19 protein-coding genes are annotated in these 20378 nt (G+C 67.7%); 11 read left to right on the forward strand and 8 right to left on the reverse strand.

The annotated features are described in order from the left end of the window. Positions 1–330: 330 nt before the first annotated feature. Together ACIQMJ_RS19765 and ACIQMJ_RS19770 are read right to left on the reverse strand one after the other, a co-directional pair. Positions 331–1080, reverse strand: a complete 750-nt coding sequence (locus tag ACIQMJ_RS19765; protein WP_499762423.1) for a TIR domain-containing protein — start codon at positions 1078–1080, stop codon at positions 331–333. Positions 1081–1137: 57 nt separating this feature from the next. Further along, on the reverse strand, positions 1138–1668 hold the full coding sequence (locus ACIQMJ_RS19770) for a hypothetical protein (protein WP_499762424.1): 531 nt from the start codon (positions 1666–1668) through the stop codon (positions 1138–1140). A 26-nt stretch (positions 1669–1694) separates the two neighbouring features. Here ACIQMJ_RS19770 and ACIQMJ_RS19775 point away from each other — a divergent pair, with 26 nt between their 5' ends. The 5 genes from ACIQMJ_RS19775 to ACIQMJ_RS19795 all read left to right on the forward strand — a co-directional run bounded on the left by ACIQMJ_RS19775 (position 1695) and on the right by ACIQMJ_RS19795 (position 4717). Next, entirely contained in the window at positions 1695–2675 is a 981-nt protein-coding gene (locus ACIQMJ_RS19775; protein ID WP_499762425.1) for a DUF3375 family protein, read from the forward strand. 107 nt (positions 2676–2782) lie between these two features. Next, a complete protein-coding gene (locus ACIQMJ_RS19780; protein WP_499762426.1) occupies positions 2783–2986 on the forward strand; it encodes a hypothetical protein in 204 nt (67 codons plus the stop codon). Between the two features lie 102 nt (positions 2987–3088). After that, positions 3089–3304: a transposase domain-containing protein gene (locus ACIQMJ_RS19785; protein ID WP_499762427.1), complete on the forward strand. Its 216-nt coding sequence runs from the start codon at positions 3089–3091 to the stop codon at positions 3302–3304. An 82-nt stretch (positions 3305–3386) separates the two neighbouring features. Beyond that, positions 3387–4283, forward strand: coding sequence for a trimeric intracellular cation channel family protein (locus ACIQMJ_RS19790; RefSeq protein ID WP_499762472.1), 897 nt, complete (start codon positions 3387–3389; stop codon positions 4281–4283). 86 nt (positions 4284–4369) lie between these two features. After that, positions 4370–4717, forward strand: a complete 348-nt coding sequence (locus ACIQMJ_RS19795) for a hypothetical protein (protein WP_499762428.1) — start codon at positions 4370–4372, stop codon at positions 4715–4717. 1157 nt (positions 4718–5874) lie between these two features. Here the strand turns inward: ACIQMJ_RS19795 and ACIQMJ_RS19800 are convergent. The 3 genes from ACIQMJ_RS19800 to ACIQMJ_RS19810 form a co-directional block, all read right to left on the reverse strand. Further along, a complete protein-coding gene (locus ACIQMJ_RS19800) occupies positions 5875–7044 on the reverse strand; it encodes a serine hydrolase domain-containing protein (RefSeq protein ID WP_499762429.1) in 1170 nt (389 codons plus the stop codon). Positions 7045–7362: 318 nt separating this feature from the next. After that, complete coding sequence (locus ACIQMJ_RS19805; RefSeq protein ID WP_499762430.1) at positions 7363–8616, reverse strand: serine hydrolase domain-containing protein; 1254 nt, start codon at positions 8614–8616, stop codon at positions 7363–7365. A 185-nt stretch (positions 8617–8801) separates the two neighbouring features. After that, on the reverse strand, positions 8802–9734 hold the full coding sequence (locus tag ACIQMJ_RS19810) for a zinc-binding dehydrogenase (RefSeq protein WP_499762431.1): 933 nt from the start codon (positions 9732–9734) through the stop codon (positions 8802–8804). A 94-nt stretch (positions 9735–9828) separates the two neighbouring features. On the opposite strand from ACIQMJ_RS19810, the gene ACIQMJ_RS19815 reads away from it, so the two are divergent. Both ACIQMJ_RS19815 and ACIQMJ_RS19820 read left to right on the forward strand, forming a co-directional pair. Next, positions 9829–10497, forward strand: coding sequence for a TetR/AcrR family transcriptional regulator (locus ACIQMJ_RS19815; protein WP_499762432.1), 669 nt, complete (start codon positions 9829–9831; stop codon positions 10495–10497). A 19-nt stretch (positions 10498–10516) separates the two neighbouring features. Further along, on the forward strand, positions 10517–10666 hold the full coding sequence (locus tag ACIQMJ_RS19820; protein WP_499762433.1) for a hypothetical protein: 150 nt from the start codon (positions 10517–10519) through the stop codon (positions 10664–10666). A gap of 214 nt (positions 10667–10880) precedes the next feature. Here the strand turns inward: ACIQMJ_RS19820 and ACIQMJ_RS19825 are convergent, their stop codons facing one another. After that, positions 10881–11864 (reverse strand): AraC family transcriptional regulator, encoded by a 984-nt coding sequence (locus tag ACIQMJ_RS19825; RefSeq protein ID WP_499762434.1) that lies wholly within the window; start codon positions 11862–11864, stop codon positions 10881–10883. Positions 11865–11990: 126 nt separating this feature from the next. Between ACIQMJ_RS19825 and ACIQMJ_RS19830 the strand changes: the two genes are divergently transcribed. The 4 genes from ACIQMJ_RS19830 to ACIQMJ_RS19845 all read left to right on the forward strand — a co-directional run bounded on the left by ACIQMJ_RS19830 (position 11991) and on the right by ACIQMJ_RS19845 (position 15991). Beyond that, on the forward strand, positions 11991–12938 hold the full coding sequence (locus ACIQMJ_RS19830) for a quinone oxidoreductase family protein (RefSeq protein ID WP_499762435.1): 948 nt from the start codon (positions 11991–11993) through the stop codon (positions 12936–12938). 237 nt (positions 12939–13175) lie between these two features. After that, positions 13176–13727, forward strand: coding sequence for a GNAT family N-acetyltransferase (locus tag ACIQMJ_RS19835; RefSeq protein ID WP_499762473.1), 552 nt, complete (start codon positions 13176–13178; stop codon positions 13725–13727). 426 nt (positions 13728–14153) lie between these two features. After that, positions 14154–15347 (forward strand): sensor histidine kinase, encoded by a 1194-nt coding sequence (locus ACIQMJ_RS19840; protein WP_499762436.1) that lies wholly within the window; start codon positions 14154–14156, stop codon positions 15345–15347. After that, on the forward strand, positions 15335–15991 hold the full coding sequence (locus ACIQMJ_RS19845) for a response regulator (protein WP_499762437.1): 657 nt from the start codon (positions 15335–15337) through the stop codon (positions 15989–15991). The genes ACIQMJ_RS19840 and ACIQMJ_RS19845 overlap by 13 nt, the downstream gene beginning before the upstream one ends. 376 nt (positions 15992–16367) lie before the next feature. On the opposite strand, the gene ACIQMJ_RS19850 is transcribed toward ACIQMJ_RS19845, so the two are convergent. Together ACIQMJ_RS19850 and ACIQMJ_RS19855 are read right to left on the reverse strand one after the other, a co-directional pair. Beyond that, positions 16368–18872 (reverse strand): ABC transporter permease, encoded by a 2505-nt coding sequence (locus ACIQMJ_RS19850; protein ID WP_499762438.1) that lies wholly within the window; start codon positions 18870–18872, stop codon positions 16368–16370. Positions 18873–18875: 3 nt separating this feature from the next. Continuing rightward, the gene (locus tag ACIQMJ_RS19855; protein WP_499762474.1) at positions 18876–19679 is read right to left on the reverse strand and encodes an ABC transporter ATP-binding protein; all 804 of its coding nucleotides are present in this window, start codon (positions 19677–19679) and stop codon (positions 18876–18878) included. Positions 19680–20378 lie beyond the last annotated feature (699 nt).

A 20378-nucleotide genomic window follows, 5' to 3' on the forward strand; every position in this document is an offset into this window, starting at 1 on the left:
CCGTCGCCAATGTGTCGGCGTGATCCGACGTGTGACCACGGCTGAGCAACTCCAGACTGCGCGTCCTGAGCAGCTCGACCGTGTCCCCGGCGTCCGCGGGGCGCTGGCAGCCCGGTGCGCCGAAGACGACCTGATTGTGTGAGCCGTCTCCGGCGCGCGTGCCACCTCCTCAACCTTGTCACCGTCGCGGCTATCAGCCGGGGACCCGGCTTTCACCGTGATGAGCACCCGCATCCGCTGCCATCTGTCGCCAACAGGCTTGGCCGATCTGTCACCCGGTTCGAAGAGCAATCTCTGGCTCATGGCGCCTGCGCACGATTTTAACCGTGGTCAGTGCCGACCTAGGTCGAGGACGTCCGTGACGATGGTGCCGAAGTCGCGAGGGCTCCGGCCGTGGGCCCTGGAGTAGTCGACCTTCGCCTTCATGTGGATGGCGAGTTCGTCCGGGGTGACGTCCTCGGCGCGTAGATAAGCGATGTGCGGATGCAGCACCTCCTCCGGTACGACGACGTCTCCGACCAGCACCGGTAGGACGTAGTCATCCCCACGGCGGACAGCGGCCAGCATGGCGTAGGAGAACTCATCGCGCGGGTACTGGCCCGCCAGGTACTCGGTGGAGAGGAACGGCACGAAGTGCAGTGTTCGCTGTCCGTAGACCCGACGTTGCTCGATGACGAAGTTCCGCCCCCACCAGGCGTGGGTCATGTCCCGGTCATAGAACACCGCCAGCCCGAGCGCCTTCGCCGCAGACACCGTCCGCTCGACGTAGTCCCGCTGCTCGGACGCGAACGACACCGCGATGTCGTACACCATCGTCCGCGCCTGCTCGTCCCGCGCCACGAGCACCGCGACAACCGCCGCCGTGTCCTCGTCCTCGCCTTGATCGGCGAGGATTCCGGCGATGACGGCAGGCTCCAGGGTCTGTCCCGACCCGGCGGTCGCCGCCCAGAGGCGGTAAGTCTCGCTGTCCTCGATCCGGCTGCGCAGCTGTCGCTTCTCGTTGTCCAGCCAGGACCTCGCGAACCGGCGAAACCGGTCGGCGTCGGCGGGCGCGACGCCGTGCTCCTCACCCAGCAGCAACCCACCCAAGGTGGCATGCGGTCCTCGTCTGTCTGTTCCAGATAGCCGGCGACCGTCTCAGAGATCACTCGTCGCCTCCACGAGCAGCGGCTCAAGCAACGTCGCCGCACCGACAGCGATCCCCAGCACGGCCTTCGCCGGCACCGTGTCGTCCGCCTTGCACGCCGTGCGCACCGCATCGAGCACTGTGTGGAAGGTCAGCGGTTGGGACAAGTCCAGCAACCTCATCGCCACCGAAGGCTGAACACCCCACTCGATGGGCGCCCCGCCCGCGTCACCACGGGCCGCCCGCACTGCGCCCGGCGACAGGTTCGTGCCCTCGGTCTCGTCGATGCGCCCGAACATCCGCATGACGTGGTCGCGCGGCTGGCACTGCCCCAGGTCGAGCACCGGGATGCTGTTGAGGTATACGGCGCTGTGCGGGCTCTCGATCATCGGGTGCGCGAAGAAGCCCTTCCAGTCGTACTCGGGCACCCCGGACCGGAACGCCGCTGACGCGTCGGCGCCGATCTGCAGTCCGCTCGCGAACACCGAGGCGAAGCTCCGCTCCTGATCGGTCACCTGCTCAAGCAGGTGCGCCGCCCGCACCTCGGCAGGAGGGTGGGTCCAGCCCCGTGGTCGAGCTCTTGGTCATGATCGAGAAGGCGCTGTACCTCGTTCCGCGACGATCAACACCGACCCGATGGGCGACTATGGGAATAGCTGGTGAGCAGATCCGGGCAGCCTTGGGCGCGAACCCGACGCTGACGTTGCTCAAGGCGTATTCGAGGGACTGGGTCCTGCCGCTGTTCACCGAACATCTCGAACAGGTCGAAGGGACGGTTTCCGCAGAATGGTTCCACGAGCGGGTCGCCGAGGCCCGCGAGCAGACACCCGAATGGAGGAGCAACGTCACGCCGGCTGAACACTGCCGCGATTGGATCGAGAAGCGCTGGCTGGAAACCGAGAACCGCAACGGCCGACTCCGGTACCGCCTGTCGCCCCACTCGCTTCGAGCACTCCGGTTCGTCCGCGATCTGGTGGAGGGTGAGACGACCGTCAGCGGCGCCCGCCTCGGGTCGATCTCGCACGCGGTGCGTCACCTCGCCGACATGACCAACCCGGACCGAGAGGTGCAGGCCCGGCGCATCGACCAGCAGATGGACGAGCTGCGCAAGAGGCGCGCTGACATCGTCTCGGGCAAGGCGCGGTTGGCGACCTTGGAAGAGGTGAAGCAGCAGCTGCGCGAGGTCCTGGCGATGACGCGGTCTCTGCCGGCCGACTTCCGTCAGCTGCGCACCATGGTCGAGGACCGCCACCAGGAAACGCGTGTCGCGCACGGCCGCCACCAAAGGCTGCTCAGCCTCGCCGACCGAGCCCTGTACGCCGGCGCGACCTGGGTCCAGGCGGACCCCGGGCAGCGGTACGTGCCGCAGGACCTGCTCGGGATCGGCCCCCTCGCCACCGTCGACATCTCGCAGGTCCAGCTGTGGCGTGACCGTGGCCCGCAGAAGGTTCGTCGGCCGACCCGGCGCCGGGTGACACGTCATCCCCACCGGCCTCGACTGGCCGGCCCGGTTCGAGGGCGGCTGCACGGACGTTCCCCCGGTATCTGAGCCGAAACCATCGCACCTGCTCACGAGGACGAGTACAGCCTGCTCTACCTGACACCTGGAAGCCTGCGGTATGGGCGGCGCTGGCGAACACAACTAACTTCTCCGTCATGAACAAGGAACCGAACTCCTCGCTCACCCGCAGCCGAGCGCTGCTGGCGGTGCTCCTGGTCAGCAGCGTCGTGGCCAACGTCACCACTCAAGCCTTCGGCCTGAGCTCCTACATCAGCGCCGCTTTCGGGATGGTCGCCGTCGCCAGCGGTGTCACGCTTTTCTCCAGCTACCGCAAGAACCTCAGAGGTTCGCGGAAATGAAGCGCGTGCTCCGCGACAACTTATCGTCACCGCGGAGCAGTGAAGTACTTGCGCCGAACAACTCCGAATGATCGCGTCCCTACCCTACAAGCGTCTGCACTGGTGGACGAGGTGCTTGACGTGACCCGGCGGGTGCAATGTCGTGCACGGAAGCTGCCATCGCGGGCGATGGTCTACTTCGTACTCACGTTGTCCCGGTTCGGATCGAATGGGTACCGGGGCGTGTACCCAAATAGGCACCTCCAGGTGACCCAGTCCCCCTTCCCGCAGAGGGTTGCTCGTAGGAATGCACACTGTGGCCACACTGCCGGCTTATGACGAGATCATCGTCTGATCCTTCACCTGCTTTCGGCAACTGCCACATTCTCGGACATCTTGGGGTCAAGCTGTGTTCGTGGTCATGGAAGTTTTGGGCATCTTGGCTTTCGCGTTCGCGGGCGCCATGGATGCTGCACGGTCGCGTCTGGACCTGTTCGGGATCGGCACGGCAGCGATCCTCACCGCGATCGGCGGTGGCGTACTGCGGGACATCCTCCTCGGGGTCGAGCCACCGATCGGGTTGCTGACCGCGTGGTACTTCGTGGCCAGCTTGGTGATAGCGGCGATTGTGGCCCTCTGGTACCCGCGGCTGTCGCGGTTCGACATGCCCTTGCGATTCTGCGACGCGGTCGGACTGGCCATGTTCGCCATCACCGGCGCGACCAGGGCGATGGAGCACGGTACGCCGGTCTACGTGGCCGGCATCATCGGCATGATCAACGCTGTCGGTGGTGGCCTGATGCGCGAGGTCCTGGTCATGAGAGTGCCGACGATGCTGCACAAGGAGATCTACGCGCTGCCCGCGTTCGGTGGTGGGATCCTCGTAGGACTCGGGTTCACCCTGCACCTGTCCCCCGAGGTCGTGGGGGTCGTCACTGTTCAGATGGTGGTCATCGTGCGAATGTTGGCGGTGGTCCGGAAATGGAACCTCCCGACGGCGCGGATTTACCGGACCCGGAACGCGCCTTCACGCGGGCGGCGGCCTGATCCAGTTCCGTCAGCGCTGGCCTTGCAAAGACAGGAGGATGTCGAACGCACGCTCGAAATGTTTCCTGTCCTGTCCGGCAAGCAGGTCATCGGCCAACGAACGACGCAGCATCCGCACGGCAAGCGGGTCACCCTGGGCGCAATGCCACAAGCCCAGCCTCGTCGGACCGGCCGTCCGTATGACAACTGGCCGAAGACGACCAAAGATGTGGGATTTCCACAGGACAACGATGGTGGAGATCCCGTCACGGCTCCTATTTCCACAATTTGATGGGCTGCGCTGCCCTGTACGACCCGCAACCGCTTCGGCCACGACACGCGTTTCCTGCACCGACAACCCTTGAAGCTCTTAATAGAATGATCTTGTCGGCATGGTTGTTGTTCGACGGGCAGGTGAGCCGGGTGGTGGAAATCGACGGCGTCGAACGCTGCCTTGCCGTACTGATCCGCCACGTTGAACGCCGGCGTGACAGGCTCGCGAACATCAACAGCCGCTGCGTTAAACGCAGGACCTCGTCCAACGCGCCTGAAGGTTGTCCCGTAATGATCGAGAGTCTTGGCGGGGCGAGAGTGGTGAAACGTCACTTCCAGGTGTGGCTGTCGTCATCCATCGGAGGAAGTGCCTCCGACGCCGCCGCTGCCAGGCGCAGGGCACGGCCGACCGCGGCCGGCAGAACGCTCAGCCCACTGACCGGAGACCGCTGAGCACGTCCAGGACGGCGATCAGCACGTCCACAGCCACGACTCCGTCGGCCCACACCGACAGGCCGTGGTTGCCGAAGCGGTGATCCGCTGGACGAACTCGGGACCTGGCGCTTCAGCGATCGTTCGATCTCGCGGGGTCTGCGTTCCTCGTCGCGGTTCAGCATCGTGACGGACGGCCTTCTCAGACGCAGGTCACCCAGTCCTGGTAGCTCAGTCCGCGCGATGGCGTCGCGGAAATACGTGCTGACACCCACTTGCGGCCGCCGAAACCCGACTCTGTCGCCGCGGCCCGCCTAGCGTTGTTTGCGGTCGGTGGCTCGTATCCCAGACGTGGTGCCGTCCCTCGCCGGGCCAGTGCGCCTCGCCGCCCTCCGCAGCGCCCGGTACGTGATCTGCTGGTAGCCGAGCTTGTGCCCCAGGCCCTTCTCCAGCCCCGCGATCAAATACAGGTTTTGTTCTGCTGCATCGTGCGCATCTCCGATCCACCCCATGCGCGCGAGGCGGCACGCCTGCCATTGCCGAGATCCAGTCGCACCATCCCTGGGAACGCGACGGATCACCGCACCAACCAGTCTCGAGTCATTCCTGCCGACGGTGGCCGGCGCAGGTAGTGCGCGGGAGGTCTGCGGTCGTGCGCGCGTCGGCGAGGGCGCGGTGTGCGGGGCCGTCGGTATCGATACCTGCCGCCGCACAACGCTCCTGCAGTTTTCGGCGCCCGGCGTTGTGGATCAGCCTGTCCACGAGGTGTACGTCATGTTTGCCGACAACGGTGTTCGGCACCTCTGCGACCAGCTCGACGGCGGTCGGTCCTGCATGAAGCGCAGCCGTGATCGTGTCGCCTTCAGGGCGAGCCGGGCCTCGATCCACTCGGCCACCGTCCGGCTTTTCTCGTTGGTGCACTACATGGCTCAATGCGCTTGAGGCCCGAACGATCCTCCCGAGCAGCGGCACGCGCCGGTGTTCGGACGAACGCTGACGCACAGGCATCCGCGTCGAATACCGGTTCGGAGTCGCAGCTGAGCAGGAGTCGAGCCGACGCGCGTCGTCCCGGTCTGACTGAGCATCGTCAGATCGTTGGGTCGTGCCGACAAAGCTCACCGGCTGGTGCGGTGGTTTCTCCATCGCACCGGCCGGTGAGGGTGTTCAAGCGAACGGCTTCACTTCGTGGCGCACAGGGCCTTGTCGAAGAAGGCGAGAACCTCCGGCGCCCCGACCCCGAGGTCGTCGTTCGTCACGACGACGGTGACCGCCCGGCCGTCCGGGGTGATCGCGGCGCGGCTCTGGAAGCCGTCGGCGTCACCGCCGTGGCCGTACGCGGTGACTCCGCAGCTGAGCTTCATCTCGATGGTCCCCAGGCCGTAGCGCCATCCCGCGGGAAAGCCGGGGGCCTCGACCGTCTGACGCATCTCCGCCAGCTGACGGGGCTTGAGCAGTCGGCCGTCCTGAAGGGCGACCATGAACTTGTTCAGATCACTCGGGGTCGCGATGATCTGTCCTGCGGCACCGGCGATCGACGGGTCGAACCGGGTGATGTCGACCAGCTCACCGGGGATCGGGTTGCCCTTGTCGTCTTTGGCGAACAGGTAGCCCTGCGGGTGGGGCGCACGGATGTCGCGGTCGCCCGGTCCGGGATAGTACGTCTGCTTCAGCCCGGCACGGTTGATGACCTGGTTCGTGATCACCTCGGCGAGCGGTCGCCCAGTCGCTTTCTGCACCACGAGACCCAGCAGCACGTACCCGGCGTTGCTGTACATCCACACCCGGTCCTGTCCAGGAGCGAACGTGGGGGCCTTGGTCAGCGCGGCATCCAACAGCTCCCTCGCCTCGAAGTACCTGTCCCTGATCGGCAGGATCCCCTGCTCGGGAATGAGAGGCATCTCGCGGGTCATGCCGCTGGTGTGGTTCAGGAGCTGCCTGATCGTGATGTTCCGGCCGTCGATCGCCGCACCGGCACCGGTACCCCGCACCACACCGGGCAAGTACTTCTCGACCGTGTCGTCCAGCGAGAGCTTGCCGTCGCCGACCAGCTGCAAGGCCGCCACCGCGACGAACATCTTGGTGCTGCTGGCGATTCGCACGTAGCCGTCCGTCGGAACCTTCGACTTCGTCCGAATGTCCCCCACCCCGGCAGTGTAGTTCACCACCCGCCCGTCCCGGTTCCGCACGGACATCAGCGCCCCCGGCAGTGTTCCGTCCTTGACCAACTCCTCCAGGCCCGCCTGCAGCGACTTGTCATGAACCGGCGTCGACTTCTCCTTCAGCGCATCCGCCGAGGCCACCGAGGTCACCGCGATACCGGCAACGGCCACCGCCGCGATTGCCGCCACGACCACACCACCACGCCGACGCGCTGGACCCGGGCTGGTTCCGGCTGGGCGAATCAGACCTTTCAGCAAAAGGCACTCTCCAAATTGGATGGTTCGCACTGACACCCATAGTGTTGCCGCGCCTCCGGCTCCCGACGATCCCCTGCCCTGCCCAACTCTGGTACAGCCAGCACCACCTCCGTCGACGCCCCGACCGGTCGGATCCCGGCGGAAACGCACGTGCGGCAAGGGCTCGGGTGTGGATGCGTTGAGCACCCGCCCGAGCCCTTGCCGTTGTGTGGCTTCCCAAGCGCGGAAGCTACCTCTTCTCTACCGGGGTCAGTTCGCGCAAAGAGCGGCGTCGATGAGTGCGCCCCGGTCCGCGGCGACGGACTTGTCGGTCACCGATCCGTTGAGCGAGGTGACCGTGAGGGTCGCCGCGCGACCGTCATCGGTGGTCGCGTTGAGAGTCGAGTAGCCCGGGATGTCGCCGCCGTGGCCCCACGCAATTTTCCCACAGCTCAACGGCATGCTGAAGATGCCGAGTCCGTAGCCCTGGCCCGACTCCGGGTCCGTCGGGATGGTGGTGCGCATCTGAGCCAGCTGGGCCGGTTCGAGCAGCTTGCCACCCAGCAGCGCGCGGAGGAAGGTGTTGAGGTCGTCGGGTGTGGAGACCAGCTGACCGGCTGCCCAGCCCCAGCTCGGGTCCATGCGGGTGAAGTCGAACAGCTCCTTGGTAGTCGGGTTGCGCTGGTAGCCCTTGGGGTGTCGGCCACGGATGTCCTGCTCGCCGACCTCGGGCGCGTACGTGTCGCGCAGACCGATCCGCTCGATGACCCTGGTGGTCACCAGTTCGTTGAACGGGCGACCGGTGACCCGCTGGGCGATCAGGCCGGCCAGGACGTAGTTCGTGTTGCTGTAGGACCAGCCGCTGCCGGCGGGCCGGCCGTCCTCCCGGGCGTTCGCCAGGTCGAGCAGTTCACGCGGTTCGAGGTAGACATGCCGGTACGGGAAGAAGTCGCCCAAGGGCGCGAACATCGACTCGGTGTAGTCCGGCAGGCCGCTGTTGTGCTGCAGCAGTTGGCGAACCGTGATCTTGGAGGCGTCCACGCCCTTGGCCCTCACCAGGCCCGGCAGGTACTTCTCGATCGATGCGTCAAGCTCCAGCCTGCCCTCCCCGACGAGCTGCAGCACGACCACGGAGGCGAACATCTTGCTCGCGCTGCCGATCCTCACCCTGCCGTTCACCGGCACCTGCTCGCCGGTCCGCAGGTCACCGCGCCCAGCGGTGTAGTGGCGGGTCCGGCCATGCCGGTCCCGGACTGCGGCCAGCGCTCCTGGGTGCCGGTCGACCTCGACGAGCTTGTCGATGCTCTGCTGTACCGCGTCGCGGCGAGGCTCGGCCTGGGCGGCTGGGACCGGGCCGGCGAACGCGAGACCACCTGCAGCGACCGCCGCCGCCGTCATGGTGGCCACGCGGCGATACCCCGAGGAAGGCCGATATCGGTGGGAAGAGGAAGTGAACAAGGCAGACAACTCCTGGGTTCCACGGACGTCAGTCTTGCTGTGACCGACTGATTCCAGGCTCCTCATCTCCTCCGGAGTGGACAATCCAGCTTGCTGAACAACCGAGGTAGTGGTGGCACCCCCAAGCGGCCCGGCCTTGGGCGGTCTCCGGTGGCCCGCCGCGCAGTTCACTGAAGGCATCGGTCGTGCGTAGCAGTGCGGGACCGGACGCGTGGCACGTCATCCGCGCGGCCATAACAGCGGGAGGTGTCCTACCTGTGCTGGCCGATGTCGAGGATCAGCTTGCCGCGGTCGCGGCCTTCCACGAGCGCATGAATGGCCGTGCCCGCGTTCTTCCAATCCTCGCGCCGGGAGATGCCTGGGCTCAGGGTGCCGTCCGTGACCCGCGCCGCCAACCAGGACAGGTCTGTGGACAGTCCGGCGTAGGCGCCCAGGAAGAAGGAGGTGATGCTGCGGTTGTTCCGGCCGTCGTGACCGGAGAAGGCCAAGGCGGGGAAGTGCTCCCCTCCGCCACTCATGTGCCCGACCGACACCAGAACGCCGTCTTCCGCGAGCTTCTCGTACGCCTGCACCATGCGTTCACCACCGACCACGTCGATGACGCCGGCGACTGGTTCGTCGAGGTCTCCTGGCTCGCGGACCACCTCATCGGCGCCCAGCGCCCGCAACTGGTCACCGTTCGCGTCCGGGTCACCGGTGGAGGCCACTACGTAGGCGCCGCCAAGTCGGGACAGTTGCACGGCGTATCGGCCCACCGCACCCGTGGCGCCGGTCACGAGAACTCGGCGGCCGAGAATCGGGCCCAGCCTGTGCAGCGCGCGCAGCGCACTGGTACCCGCCACCGGAACCGTGCTGACGGCGGCGAGGTCGGCGCCGGCCGGGGCGACGCCGATCCAATCGGTCCGGACCGCGCGAAGCTCGGCCCACCCGCCGGCGAAGCCGAGCGTCACCACCGGTGTGCCGACAGCTGGACCCGAGCCGTCCGCCGCCGCCCGCACGACGACCCCGGCGGCGTCGTAACCGGGCACGCTGCCCTCCGGAGCGGCGTCCAGGTAGAGGTCACCGGGGTTGACGGAGCTGGCGATCACACGGACGACAGCCTCGTCGGCGGCCGGCTCCGGGTCGGGAACCGAGCCGAGCCGGAGGTGGCCGGGTGCGGAGTGGTCGAGGAGCAGGGCCTGCATAGGTGCCTCCCGGTTCGGTGATCGTTCCGCACCAGCCTGCCACTGAGTGGCGTTTGCTTTCAAGCGGCATGTGGCATTGAGGTAAGATCGCCGCATGGCCATCGACTCCGTGTCGCCTCCCGGCCCACGGCCGACGCTGCGGGAGCGCAAGAAACAGCGCACACGCGAGGCGCTCGTCGACACCGCGCTGCGCCTGTTCACGCAACGTGATTTCGACAGCGTGACGCTGGACGAGCTGTGCGACCGGGTGGAGGTGTCCAAGCGCACGTTCTTCCGCACCTTCGCCAGCAAGGAAGAAGTGGCGATGGCTCCGTACGAGGACATGTGGAAGGCGTTCATCGACGAGCTGGAAACCCGGCCGGTGGATGCGAGACGCTCGATCCTGCAGGTGCTGCAAGACGCTGTGCTCGCCGCGATGCGGACTATGAACACCGGCGACTGGGCGCACCGGCTGCTGTCCTGCACACGGCTGGCCGGCAGGACTCCGGCGATCGAGGCGCACTGCCTGTACTTCTGCGGCGTCACCGTCCGCGCCGCCCTCGACGTCCTGCACCGCAGGTTCGGGCTCGACCCACACGACCTACGCCCCCGCCTGGCGCTGGACATCCTCGCCGCCGCGTTCCACCGCGCGCTGGAGACCTGGGCAGACCGGCCGCAAGACCCGACCGTTGAGCACCTCGCCACCGACACGCTCGCGGCCTTCGCCGCCATTCCCGGCAGCCTCACCCTCACTGGTGTCGCACCGGCCAACCAGGGAGGATGACTCACCCACCCGTCCGGGCGTGACCATCGCGGACCTCGTGACGTTGCCGCTGCTGTCCGGCGTGCTGCCGTTCGTCCACCTGCTCGCGGTGCGTGAACGCAACCGCACCAGACGATTCCTGGGAACGCCGATCACCGCGCCACCGCCGGCGGTTCAGGAACGCGGGTAGCTCGGTCTTGACGGTCACGACGACGGTCATGGTGGCGCCGACGACGCGCACGGCGCCGGGTTGCCCGGTATCCAGCGCAGGGTCGCCGCGTTCGCCGGCACGACGAAGATCGTCAGTCCGCCAGGCGGGCCTACCGTGATCAGAGGTGTCATTCCGCTGGGCTGTGAGACGCCCTCGTCGGCAGAAGTGGTGGTGCCGCCGCAAGTGGGAGAACTTACCTGGCGGATGCGGTGGCGCCTGCCTCCCGATGACTCTCACGACCACGGCTGACAGGTGGCTCAGCGCGCCGGAAACGCCCAGGGGGCACGCCGAACGCTCTGCGAAAGGCGTTGGCGAAGGCGAACTCGGACCGGTAGCCGACCTGACCCGCGATGAGGGCGATCGGATTATCGGTTTCCCGCAGCAGTTGAGCGGCCATGCCCAACCTCCAATTCGTCAGGTAGACCAGCGGAGGCTGTCCAACCATGGAGGTGAACCTCCGGGTGAACGCGGTTCGGGACAGGCCGACCGCCTCACCGAGCTCCTGCACTGTCCACTTGCGACCGGGTTCCCGGTGCATGTGCTGAAGTGCCTCGGCGATCGCGGGGTCAGCCAGCGCGGCCCACCAGCCGGTGTTGGCTGTGCACTCGGACTCTTCCTGCAGCCACGCGCGGAGCGTGTAGATCACCACCAGGTCGATGAGCGCGGGCACGGCCGCGTCAGCACCGGGGAGCGCGTCCACCACATCGGCGGCCAGGAGATCGACCGCCGCGCGTAGCGCCGGGTGCCGGCCGGCCCGCGCAGGCACGTGGACGACGTCCGGCAGCGCCCGCAAGAACGGGTGCAGCGGCCGGAGTTGCAACTCGTAGGCGCCGCACACCATGTCCGCGTGCGCCACCGCGGGGTCGATCGGCACTTCCGGTCGCAAGTCAGCTCCTGAGGGGAGACTTGCCTCCCTCGGCAGATCGGCCAGTGGTCGATCCGGTCGCTCGCTCAGCCCATGCCGAGTCCCGTGCGGCAGAAGCACCACGTCGCCTGGACTGAGCGCCAACGGCGTCCGACCGGGCAGCAGAAGCCAACACGCACCACGGAGCAGCACGTGGAAGCCGGCCCCGGTGAAGTCGTCGAAGCTCCGTCCCCAAGCGCCGCTGCCAGAGGTGCGGCAGAACGCCGGCCGCCCGGCCCGGATACTGCCGATCACATCACTGAACACGTCCACACCGGAAGCATAGGCACAATCGCGCATGAATGCGGCACATACGCGCATGGCATGTGCTGGTCCAAGCCTCATACAGTGATAGTGCGATCCAATCGGACGCAGCCCCACCGAGGAGAAACGCTGATCATGAAGGCTGTTGTTCTGAAGGCATTCGGAGGCGTGGAGAACCTTGTCCTCGCCGACCTCCCCGATCCCCGGCCGCGACCGGGAGAAGTGCTGGTAGAAGTCAGGGCGGCCGGTGTGGGACACGTCGACGTCATGTCCCGCCGAGGTGAGTTCGGTGGTTCTCCCGGTTCCGTGCCAGGCATCGAGGTGGCCGGTGTCGTCGTGGCGGCCGGTGGGGACGTCGACGACGCGTGGGTCGGCCGCCGCGTCTACGCGATGCTGGACCGGACTGGTGGCGGCTATGCCGAGCTGGTCACGGCAGACGTCGAGGCTGTCGTCGCTCTTCCCGACCAGGTCGGTGAAGCGGACGCGGTCGCGCTTGGTTTCAACGCGTTGACCGCTCTGACATCGCTCGAACGTGCCGAGGTGCGCAGGGCAGACAAGGCTTTGGTCCGTGGTGCCGGTGGCGGAGTCGGGCTCACGGCGACCCTGCTGGGCATCCACCTCGGGGCTGCGGTGACAGCAGTGACCGGCTCCGCTCGTCGCGGTGAACGGCTAGCGGCACTGGGGGCGTCGACTGTCGTGAACCGTCTTGCCGATGCTCAAGCGTACGAGGAATACGACATCATCATCGACCCGGTCGGCGGCCCGGAGTTCGATCGCTTCCTGGAGAAGCTGGCTCCCAACGGCCGGTACGTGCTGTGCGGAGGAGTGGCGGGTCTCCCCACGCCGGACTTCGGCTCGATCCTGCTCGGCCGGTTCACGGCATCCCCGACCCTGCTCATGCTCAGCCTCTCCTCGATCAGCCGTGCAGAGCTCCGCGCACGCATGGAGAAGCTATTGGAACTCGTCGCCGACAGAACCATTGCCAGTCTGATCGATGAAACGTTCCCTCTCGCAGCCGCGGCGCACGCGCATGACAAGCTCGAGTCCGGTGCCGCCTTCGGCAAGATCGTGCTCGTTCCCTGAAACCGATGCCGCGGTTTGCCGCCTTCGTCGGCTCACGCGAGAGCACCCCTGGTCCACAGCAATGACAGATGAAGCCGAGCTCTCGGCGGGAACTCGCCCCAATGGTTCGACAACCCACGGTCAGCACTCGAACGACGGCACGACCAGTACGATGAAGACCTTCTAGGTGCCACCACGCGGCTGGATGTCGCCGTTGCGAGGCGTTGACAGAGGAGGCGCGTATTGCAGACTGAGAACTTGGCAACCGTTGAGGTAACGACTGATCGGTTCAAGCTGCGGCCATGGCGGGAGAGTGACTTGAGCGTGCTGGCGGAGGCCGCGACCGACCCCTACATCACATCGATCACGACGGTTCCGGCCACGTGCACGACGGAAGCGGTACATGGCTTCCTGCGCCGGATGACGGAGCTGTCGGCCGACGGAATCACGGTGCCACGAGCGATCGCGGACCGGGTCACCGACTCTGTCGTCGGACATATCAGCCTCCGCCTGCGCGATCTCGACCTCGGCCGGGTCGGGCTCGGCTATTGGGTTCTGCCGTCGGCGCGCGGCCGAGGGGTGGCTCGCGAGGCTGTGACCGGACTCGCCGACTGGGCGTTCGACCAGCTCGGCAGCCGGCGCGTCGAGCTGTGCATCGAGCCGTGGAACGAACCGTCGAAGCGAGTGGCGCTCAGCGCAGGGTTCGTTCGGGAAGGACTGCTGCGCAACTGGCAGGCCATGGGTGGGCGACGGTCCGACGTGGAGATGTTCTCCCGCGTCCGACCGCTCGCATCCGGGTCGGACGACTGATAGGGCTGCTCGCCGCTGACGGCGAACAGCTTCCGCCACGACCGCCGGGATTGTGCGGACGTGACGACGCACGGTGTCCCCCTCCGCTGCGTCGACGGCGTTCGTGCTCGTCGAGCCGGGGCCGGCATCGCCGCCGCGGAGCAAGAGGTACAGCCTGCGCTACCAAGAACCACCTGCAGTCTGGGTCGCTCTGACCAGCGGACGACATTACGTTCTGCCTTGGAATCAACGATTCCGTGCGGCTCGCGATTGTTCGGCGCCAGGCGTCGACGGCCTGAGCACGTCCGTCCGACTTCTCGACACAGACGACCTCGTGACAGCGACCAGCTTGCCCTGGTGGGTGGGCGACGGAGGGTAGGTCGACTCGGTCCGATGTGGAGTTTGCTGATCGGATAGGGTCCGGGCTCGGGAGGTGGAATGACTCGGGTGTCGCGGCGCCTGTGGGCGTCGCTCGATGCCGTTGCGCGCCTGATAGGCGGCCTGGCGACGGCGTTGCTCGCAATGGCCGTGCTCGTCTGGATCGGCGTGGTCGTGCTGCTCAGCTGCGTTGGTGTCGGCATTGTCCTGGTGCCCTCCGCTCTGAGTGTGCTGCGCGCGGTCGCGAACCGGGAACGGGCCCGGCTCGATGTTCTGGGCCCCGGCCTCGTGCCGCACCGGGCCCGGGCCGCGCTGCGCGACGTGACGGTGCGACGTGAGCTGGCATGGCTGTTGCTGCACGCCACAGCCGGCTTCGCCGCCGGGTTCATCGGGCTCTCGTTGCCGGCCGTGATGCTGCAAAACACGACGTACCCGTTCTGGTACCACTTGCTGCCGCCCGAGGACAACTCCCCCAGCTTCCTCTTCTGGACCATCACGGGTCCCTTGACCGTCGGCGCCACCGGCGTGCTCTGCGGCGCCTTGATCGTCGTGCTCGGGCCGGCTCTCGCCCGGGCGCAGGAGTGGCCGGGCCGGCACCTGCTGGCGCCCCCCGCGGGCGCCGACCTCTCGTTGCGGGTCGTCGAGTTGACCGCTACCCGCGCCGCCGCTCTCGACGCGCACGCCGCCGAGCTGCGCCGCATCGAGCGGTCGCTGCACGACGGCACGCAGAACCGGCTCGTCGCGGTGAACGTGCTGCTCGGCGCCGCGCGGCGAGCCGTGGACCGCGACCCCGCCGCGGCCCATTCCGCGCTGGACCGAGCTCAGGACGCCGCCGAACAGGCACTTGCCGAGCTGCGTGCGGTGGCGCGCAGCATCCTGCCCCCGGTGCTGGCCGACCGCGGGCTCGCCGGCGCCCTGGACGGCCTCGCGAGCAGCTGCGGCGTGCCGTGTGAGTTGGTGGTGGACGTACCGGGCCGGTGCGCCGCCTCCGTCGAGGCCACCGCGTACTTCGTGGTGGCCGAGGCCCTGTCCAACGTGACCAAGCACAGCGGCGCCACGAAAGCCGTGGTGGAGGTGACCAGGCAGGGCAGCCGGCTGCTGCTGCGGATCTGCGACGACGGCAGGGGTGGCGCGGACGAGCGCGGCGGGTCGGGCCTGTCCGGCATACGCCGGCGGATCGAGGCATACGACGGGCGCTTCACCCTTGACAGCCCGGCCGGCGGGCCGACATCGATGCGAGTGGAGTTGCCGTGCGGATCGTGATCGCCGAGGACGACCCGTTGCTGCGCGAGGGGTTGGCGCTGCTGCTGCGCGCCGAGTCGCTCGACGTGGTGGCCACCACCGACACGCCGGGATCGTTCCTGGCCGCGGTGGCCGAGCACGAGCCGGACGTCGCCATCGTCGACGTGCGGATGCCGCCCACCCACACCGACGAGGGGATCGTGGCAGCGGTCGAAGCCCGCCGCCGGCGGCCAGGTCTCGCGGTGCTCGTGCTCTCGGCGTATGTGGAGCAGACGTTCGCCACCGAACTGCTGGCCGCCGGCGCCGGCCGGCTCGGCTACATGCTGAAGGAACGGGTGGGGCGGGTCGACGAGTTCCTGACCGCCCTGCACCGGGTGGCCGCCGGCGGCACCGCCGTGGACCCCGAAGTCGTCGGTCAGCTGCTGGCCCGAAACCCGCACACCAGCGCGCTGGGTCGGCTGAGCCCCCGGGAGCGGGACGTGCTCGCGCTCATGGCGCAAGGACTCGGCAACTCCGCCATCGCCGAGAAGCTCGTCATCACCGAAGGCGGAGTGCACAAGCACATCCGCAGCATCTTCGCGAAGCTCGACCTCGCACCCGACGACCGTGCCGACCGGCGCGTCACCGCGGTCCTGCGCTACCTCGAAGGCAGCGGACCGAAGTAACGACGGATGGTCGGCCACCGCGCGAGCGCAGAGCGGCGTTACGCCGCAGTGATCGACCGTTGCCTCTCCGGCCTTCAACCGACTGGCTCGAAGTACCTCGGGAGCATGAAGACGTGGCTGCGTTGTCCTGACCGAGCGATTGGCTCCGGCGCTGCGAGTGCGAACCGAGCTCCACACGGATTGCGGACGCGGAGCGAACCCGGAGCGGGCGGTGAGTCGAACGACTCGGGCCTGTGGCGCAGGGCTTCGAACACCGTCGACAGCGTCCTCGTCGTCCAGACGCTTGACGACGACAACCGAAGGGCGTCCTCGCGGTGCGGACGCCCTTCGGTTGTCGTTCAGCGGGATCGGGACGGTTTGCTGCCCCAGGCGATCGTTACTCTTTGACGCCGATACCGGCGATCGGCGGGATCCGGAGCAGTCGCGCGATGGGCAGGACGGTGGTGAGCAGGGCCAGTAGCGTCGTGCCGCCGATGATGGACACCCATCCCAGCGTGGGAACGTAGGGCACGGTCCGCCCGGTGAGGGTGCGTACCACCGACACCAATGTGATCGCGGCGATGGTTCCACCGATCAGCAGGGATACGCCAAGCAGGCCGGTCTGTTCCGCGTGAACCATTCTCTTCACCTGCTTGCGGGTGACGCCGACCAAGCGCAACAGAGCCAGTTCACGGCCACGGGTGAGGGCGGCCATGACCATGATGTTGGCGGCGGCCAGGGCGGCGTAGCCGACCATGATGCCGACCAGCAGCTTGTTCAACCAGGATCCCAGCTCCAGATCGTCGGCGAGCTGGCCGGTGAGGCTGGCGGTGCTCGTCACGGCGCTACCGGGGTGCCGGTCGGCGACGTCGGCCAGGGCGGCGGTGATGTCAGTGCCCGGTTCGCTGCGGACGAGGATCCGCTCGTAGCCGGTGGCGGCGGTGTGGCCGTCGATGACGTCCTTGGCGACGGTAGCGTCGCCGAAACCCATGCCCCGGTCGTAGATCGCGACGATGCGCAGGGTGGCCGGTGTGCCGTCGCCGAGCCACACCTCGACCTGCTCGCCGATCTCCCAGCCGTTGGAATCGGCTTGCAAGGTCGACACCGCCATGGCGGGGCCACGCAGGTCGGCCAAGCTGCCGCTGCGGACCCGGAGGTCCATCGTCAGCTCGGCGCCGGCCGGATCGATCGCCTGCACACCGCCGGCGTCCTCTCCCCCGGCCGGGATGATCGAAGTATTACGCACTCCGGTGGCGGCCACCACGCCGGGAATCCCGCGGATCTCCGTGAGGGCGGAGTCAGGCAGACCTGCGGCGGAGATCACGGCGTGTTGGGCGAGCATCCCGTCACGGCTCTGCTCAACGGCCGCTCGCTGCTGGTTGTCCTGGAGGAACCAGATCGAGCCACCGAGGCCAACCGACAGCACCAGTGCGGTCAGCACGGTGACCATGCTTTGGGCGTTGGCGCGCAGGTTCGCCGCGGCGAGGTAACCGCTGTCGCCCCACACCGCGCGCAGCACCGGGCCGAGCAGCCGGGCGGCCACCCGGTTGATCCAGGGGGCGAGCAGCGCGACCGCGAGGACGAGCACGAACAGCACGCCTATCGCGGTGCCGAGGGCAGCGGTCCCCTTCAGCGCAGTGGTGAGCGTGGTCAGGTAAACGCCACCGGCCAAGGCGACGAACCCGGAGAACAAGCGGATCTTGCTGTTCCGGCGGGGTTCCAAAGCGATCTCGCCGAGTGCCTCCGTCGGGCGGATCAGCACCGTCCGACGGGCGGCGATCAGCGCGGCACCCACCGCCACCGCTATCGTCGCCACCACCACCGCGACCGCGGTCAGCACACCGCCGCTGAACGGGAACGTGTCCGGGATGAACTTGTGGTCGACCAGTTCCCCGCGCAGCCATCGGATGGCGAACCAGCCCGAGGGCACGCCGATCACGACCGACAGCAGACTGAGCAGCCCCACCTCGATGAGGATCAACCGGGTGATCTGGCCGGGCGTGGCGGCGACTGCCCGGAGCAAGGCGAGGTCGCGTCGTCGGTGCCGGACCGCGAGGCCGATGGTTCCGGCCACGACGAACATCACCAGCAGCGCCACGTACCCGCCGAAGACAGTGCCGAGCTGGACCAGCATCCGGCCGGCCGCCGCATCCGCGGACTGTTCCAGCAACCCGCGCTCGGCGCCGGCGTATGCCTTGGCTCCGGCCTCGGTGGCCAGCTCGCGTACGTCGGCGACCACTGCGGCACTGGACGCACCGGGCTCGGCAATGACGCCGACAGCGTCGACCCGGCCCTGCCGCGGGTACACGGCCGCCGCGTGCTCGTCAGTGAAGAACACCGCAGGCAACGCGTCAGGAGCCGGCCGTGGGCCGGCATTGCGGACGAGGCCACTGATCCGGTAGACGCGTGCCGTCCCATCCACCAGGATCGGGACCTCGTCGCCGGGCGCTGTCGAGCCGGCCAGGCGTTCATCCAGCGCGACTTCCTCACCCTTCTTCGGTTCGGCACCCGAGACCAGCTCGTAGGGGGTGAGCACCGTGCTGCTCCACCCGTGCCCGGTGGCCCCGCCGTTCTCCAGGATCGCCGCCACCGACGTGTCCCCCACAACCGTGGCCACACCCGGTACCTGCCGGAGCCGTTCGACCATCGAGGTCGGGACGGTGCCCCCTTCAGGCAGCTCTACGGTGACCTTCTCCTCACCGCTGGTCGTGACCGTGATGTCGCGATGGGCAACAACAACGTCTGTTGCGGCGTAACGCTTCGGCGCGGCCTCGAACCGCAGGCCGGACTCCACCAGAAGTCCCATCGACATCAAGAGCACCACTCCGGCCGTCAAGGCCAGCAGGGTGGCGACCGCGCTGCCCATGCGGTAGCGCAGCATCTTCGCGGCCAGCTTCAGCATCGGTCAGCGCTCCTGCGTCATGCGAGGGCGACGACCCAGCGACGCCAGGTGCTCCGCGATGCGCTCCGCACCCGGCTGCGGCATGTCGTGCACGATCCGGCCGTCGGCCAGCACCATCACACGATCCGCATACGACGCCGCCACGGGATCGTGCGTCACCATGATCACCGTCTGTCCCGCCTCGTCCACCACCGAACGCAGCAGACTCAGCACCTCGCCCGCGGTCTGAGTGTCCAGGGCACCGGTCGGTTCGTCGCAGAAGATGACCTCGGGGCGCGTCGCCAACGCCCGCGCGATCGCGACCCGCTGCTGCTGACCGCCGGACAGCTCCGACGGCCGGTGCGCCAACCGCTCGGTCAACCCGACCCGGTCGACGACCTGCCGCACCCACGTGGCATCGGCGCGTTCTCCCGACAACTGCAACGGCAACACGATGTTCTCCTGCACGGTCAACGCTCCGATGAGGTTGAACGCCTGAAAGACGAAGCCGATCTTCGACCGCCGCAGCTTCGTCAGATCCGTCTCGGACAGTCGCGACAACTCCGTGTCACCGACCCACACCTGGCCGCCGGTCGGCTGGTCCAGCCCCGCCGCGGTCTGCAGCAACGTGCTCTTGCCCGAACCCGACGGCCCCATCACCGCCGTGAACGTACCCCGCTCGAACATCACGTCGACGCTCGCAAGGGCAGTCACCGCCTGCGGTCCCGTGCCGTAGACCTTCTTCAGGCCCTGAACCCGCACCGCCGACGCGGAACTGGCAACGCCCGCACCAGGAGATCCATCAGTCTGTACATTATGGATTGACATCACAATAAACCCGAGGTCCTATTCTTTGAGTTCCAGGACAGAACCGTAATGTCGCTCGTCGGCCGAAACGACCCAGGCTGCGGGCGGTTCTTGGTAGCGCAGGCTGCACCTGCCCGCTCCGTGGCGCCGACGTCGACCCGGGTCCGACGAACACGGACGCCATCGGTGTGACATCAGCCGCCGCGGTCTCAAGATCCGGCTGATCCAGTGCACCAAGGCACTGACGTCTTCGCCACTGCCCGAACATCGCTGCTCAGGGCTTCCACGAGTCCAGCAAGGCTGGAAGCAGGCAGAGCAGATGAGGGAGGGGACGAACGCGGAGAGCAGGAGGAACAGCACGAAGTAGCCGAGCGCCGTGAGGGTGGCCACGCGGCGCTGCCAGCGGTAGGCGCTGCGCAGCAGGCGGATGTCGCTGTGCTGCCCTAGCGCGTGGTGGCGCGGCCGGCGTGCCCGCGCGGGCGGGGCGGGCGGCGGCTCCCAGGGGTGAGTGGCGTACGAAGGTGAGGAGTTGTACGGAACTGCTGGTTCGGTTGGTACTCGGGGGAAGAACGCGTCTGGCATCCAGTTTCTCCCTGCGCGGCTCGGGCCTTGCGGACCGCAGGGAGCCGGGGGTGAGCGAGGCTCGCTACTCGCAGGTACCCGGCGCGCCCGGCACTTTCCGCAAACTGAGCGGTCGGTAGCGCTTACTTCGATGACCTG

Origin of the sequence: Actinosynnema sp. NPDC091369, assembly GCF_044757065.1 — a bacterium.
Lineage (GTDB): Bacteria > Actinomycetota > Actinomycetes > Mycobacteriales > Pseudonocardiaceae > Actinosynnema.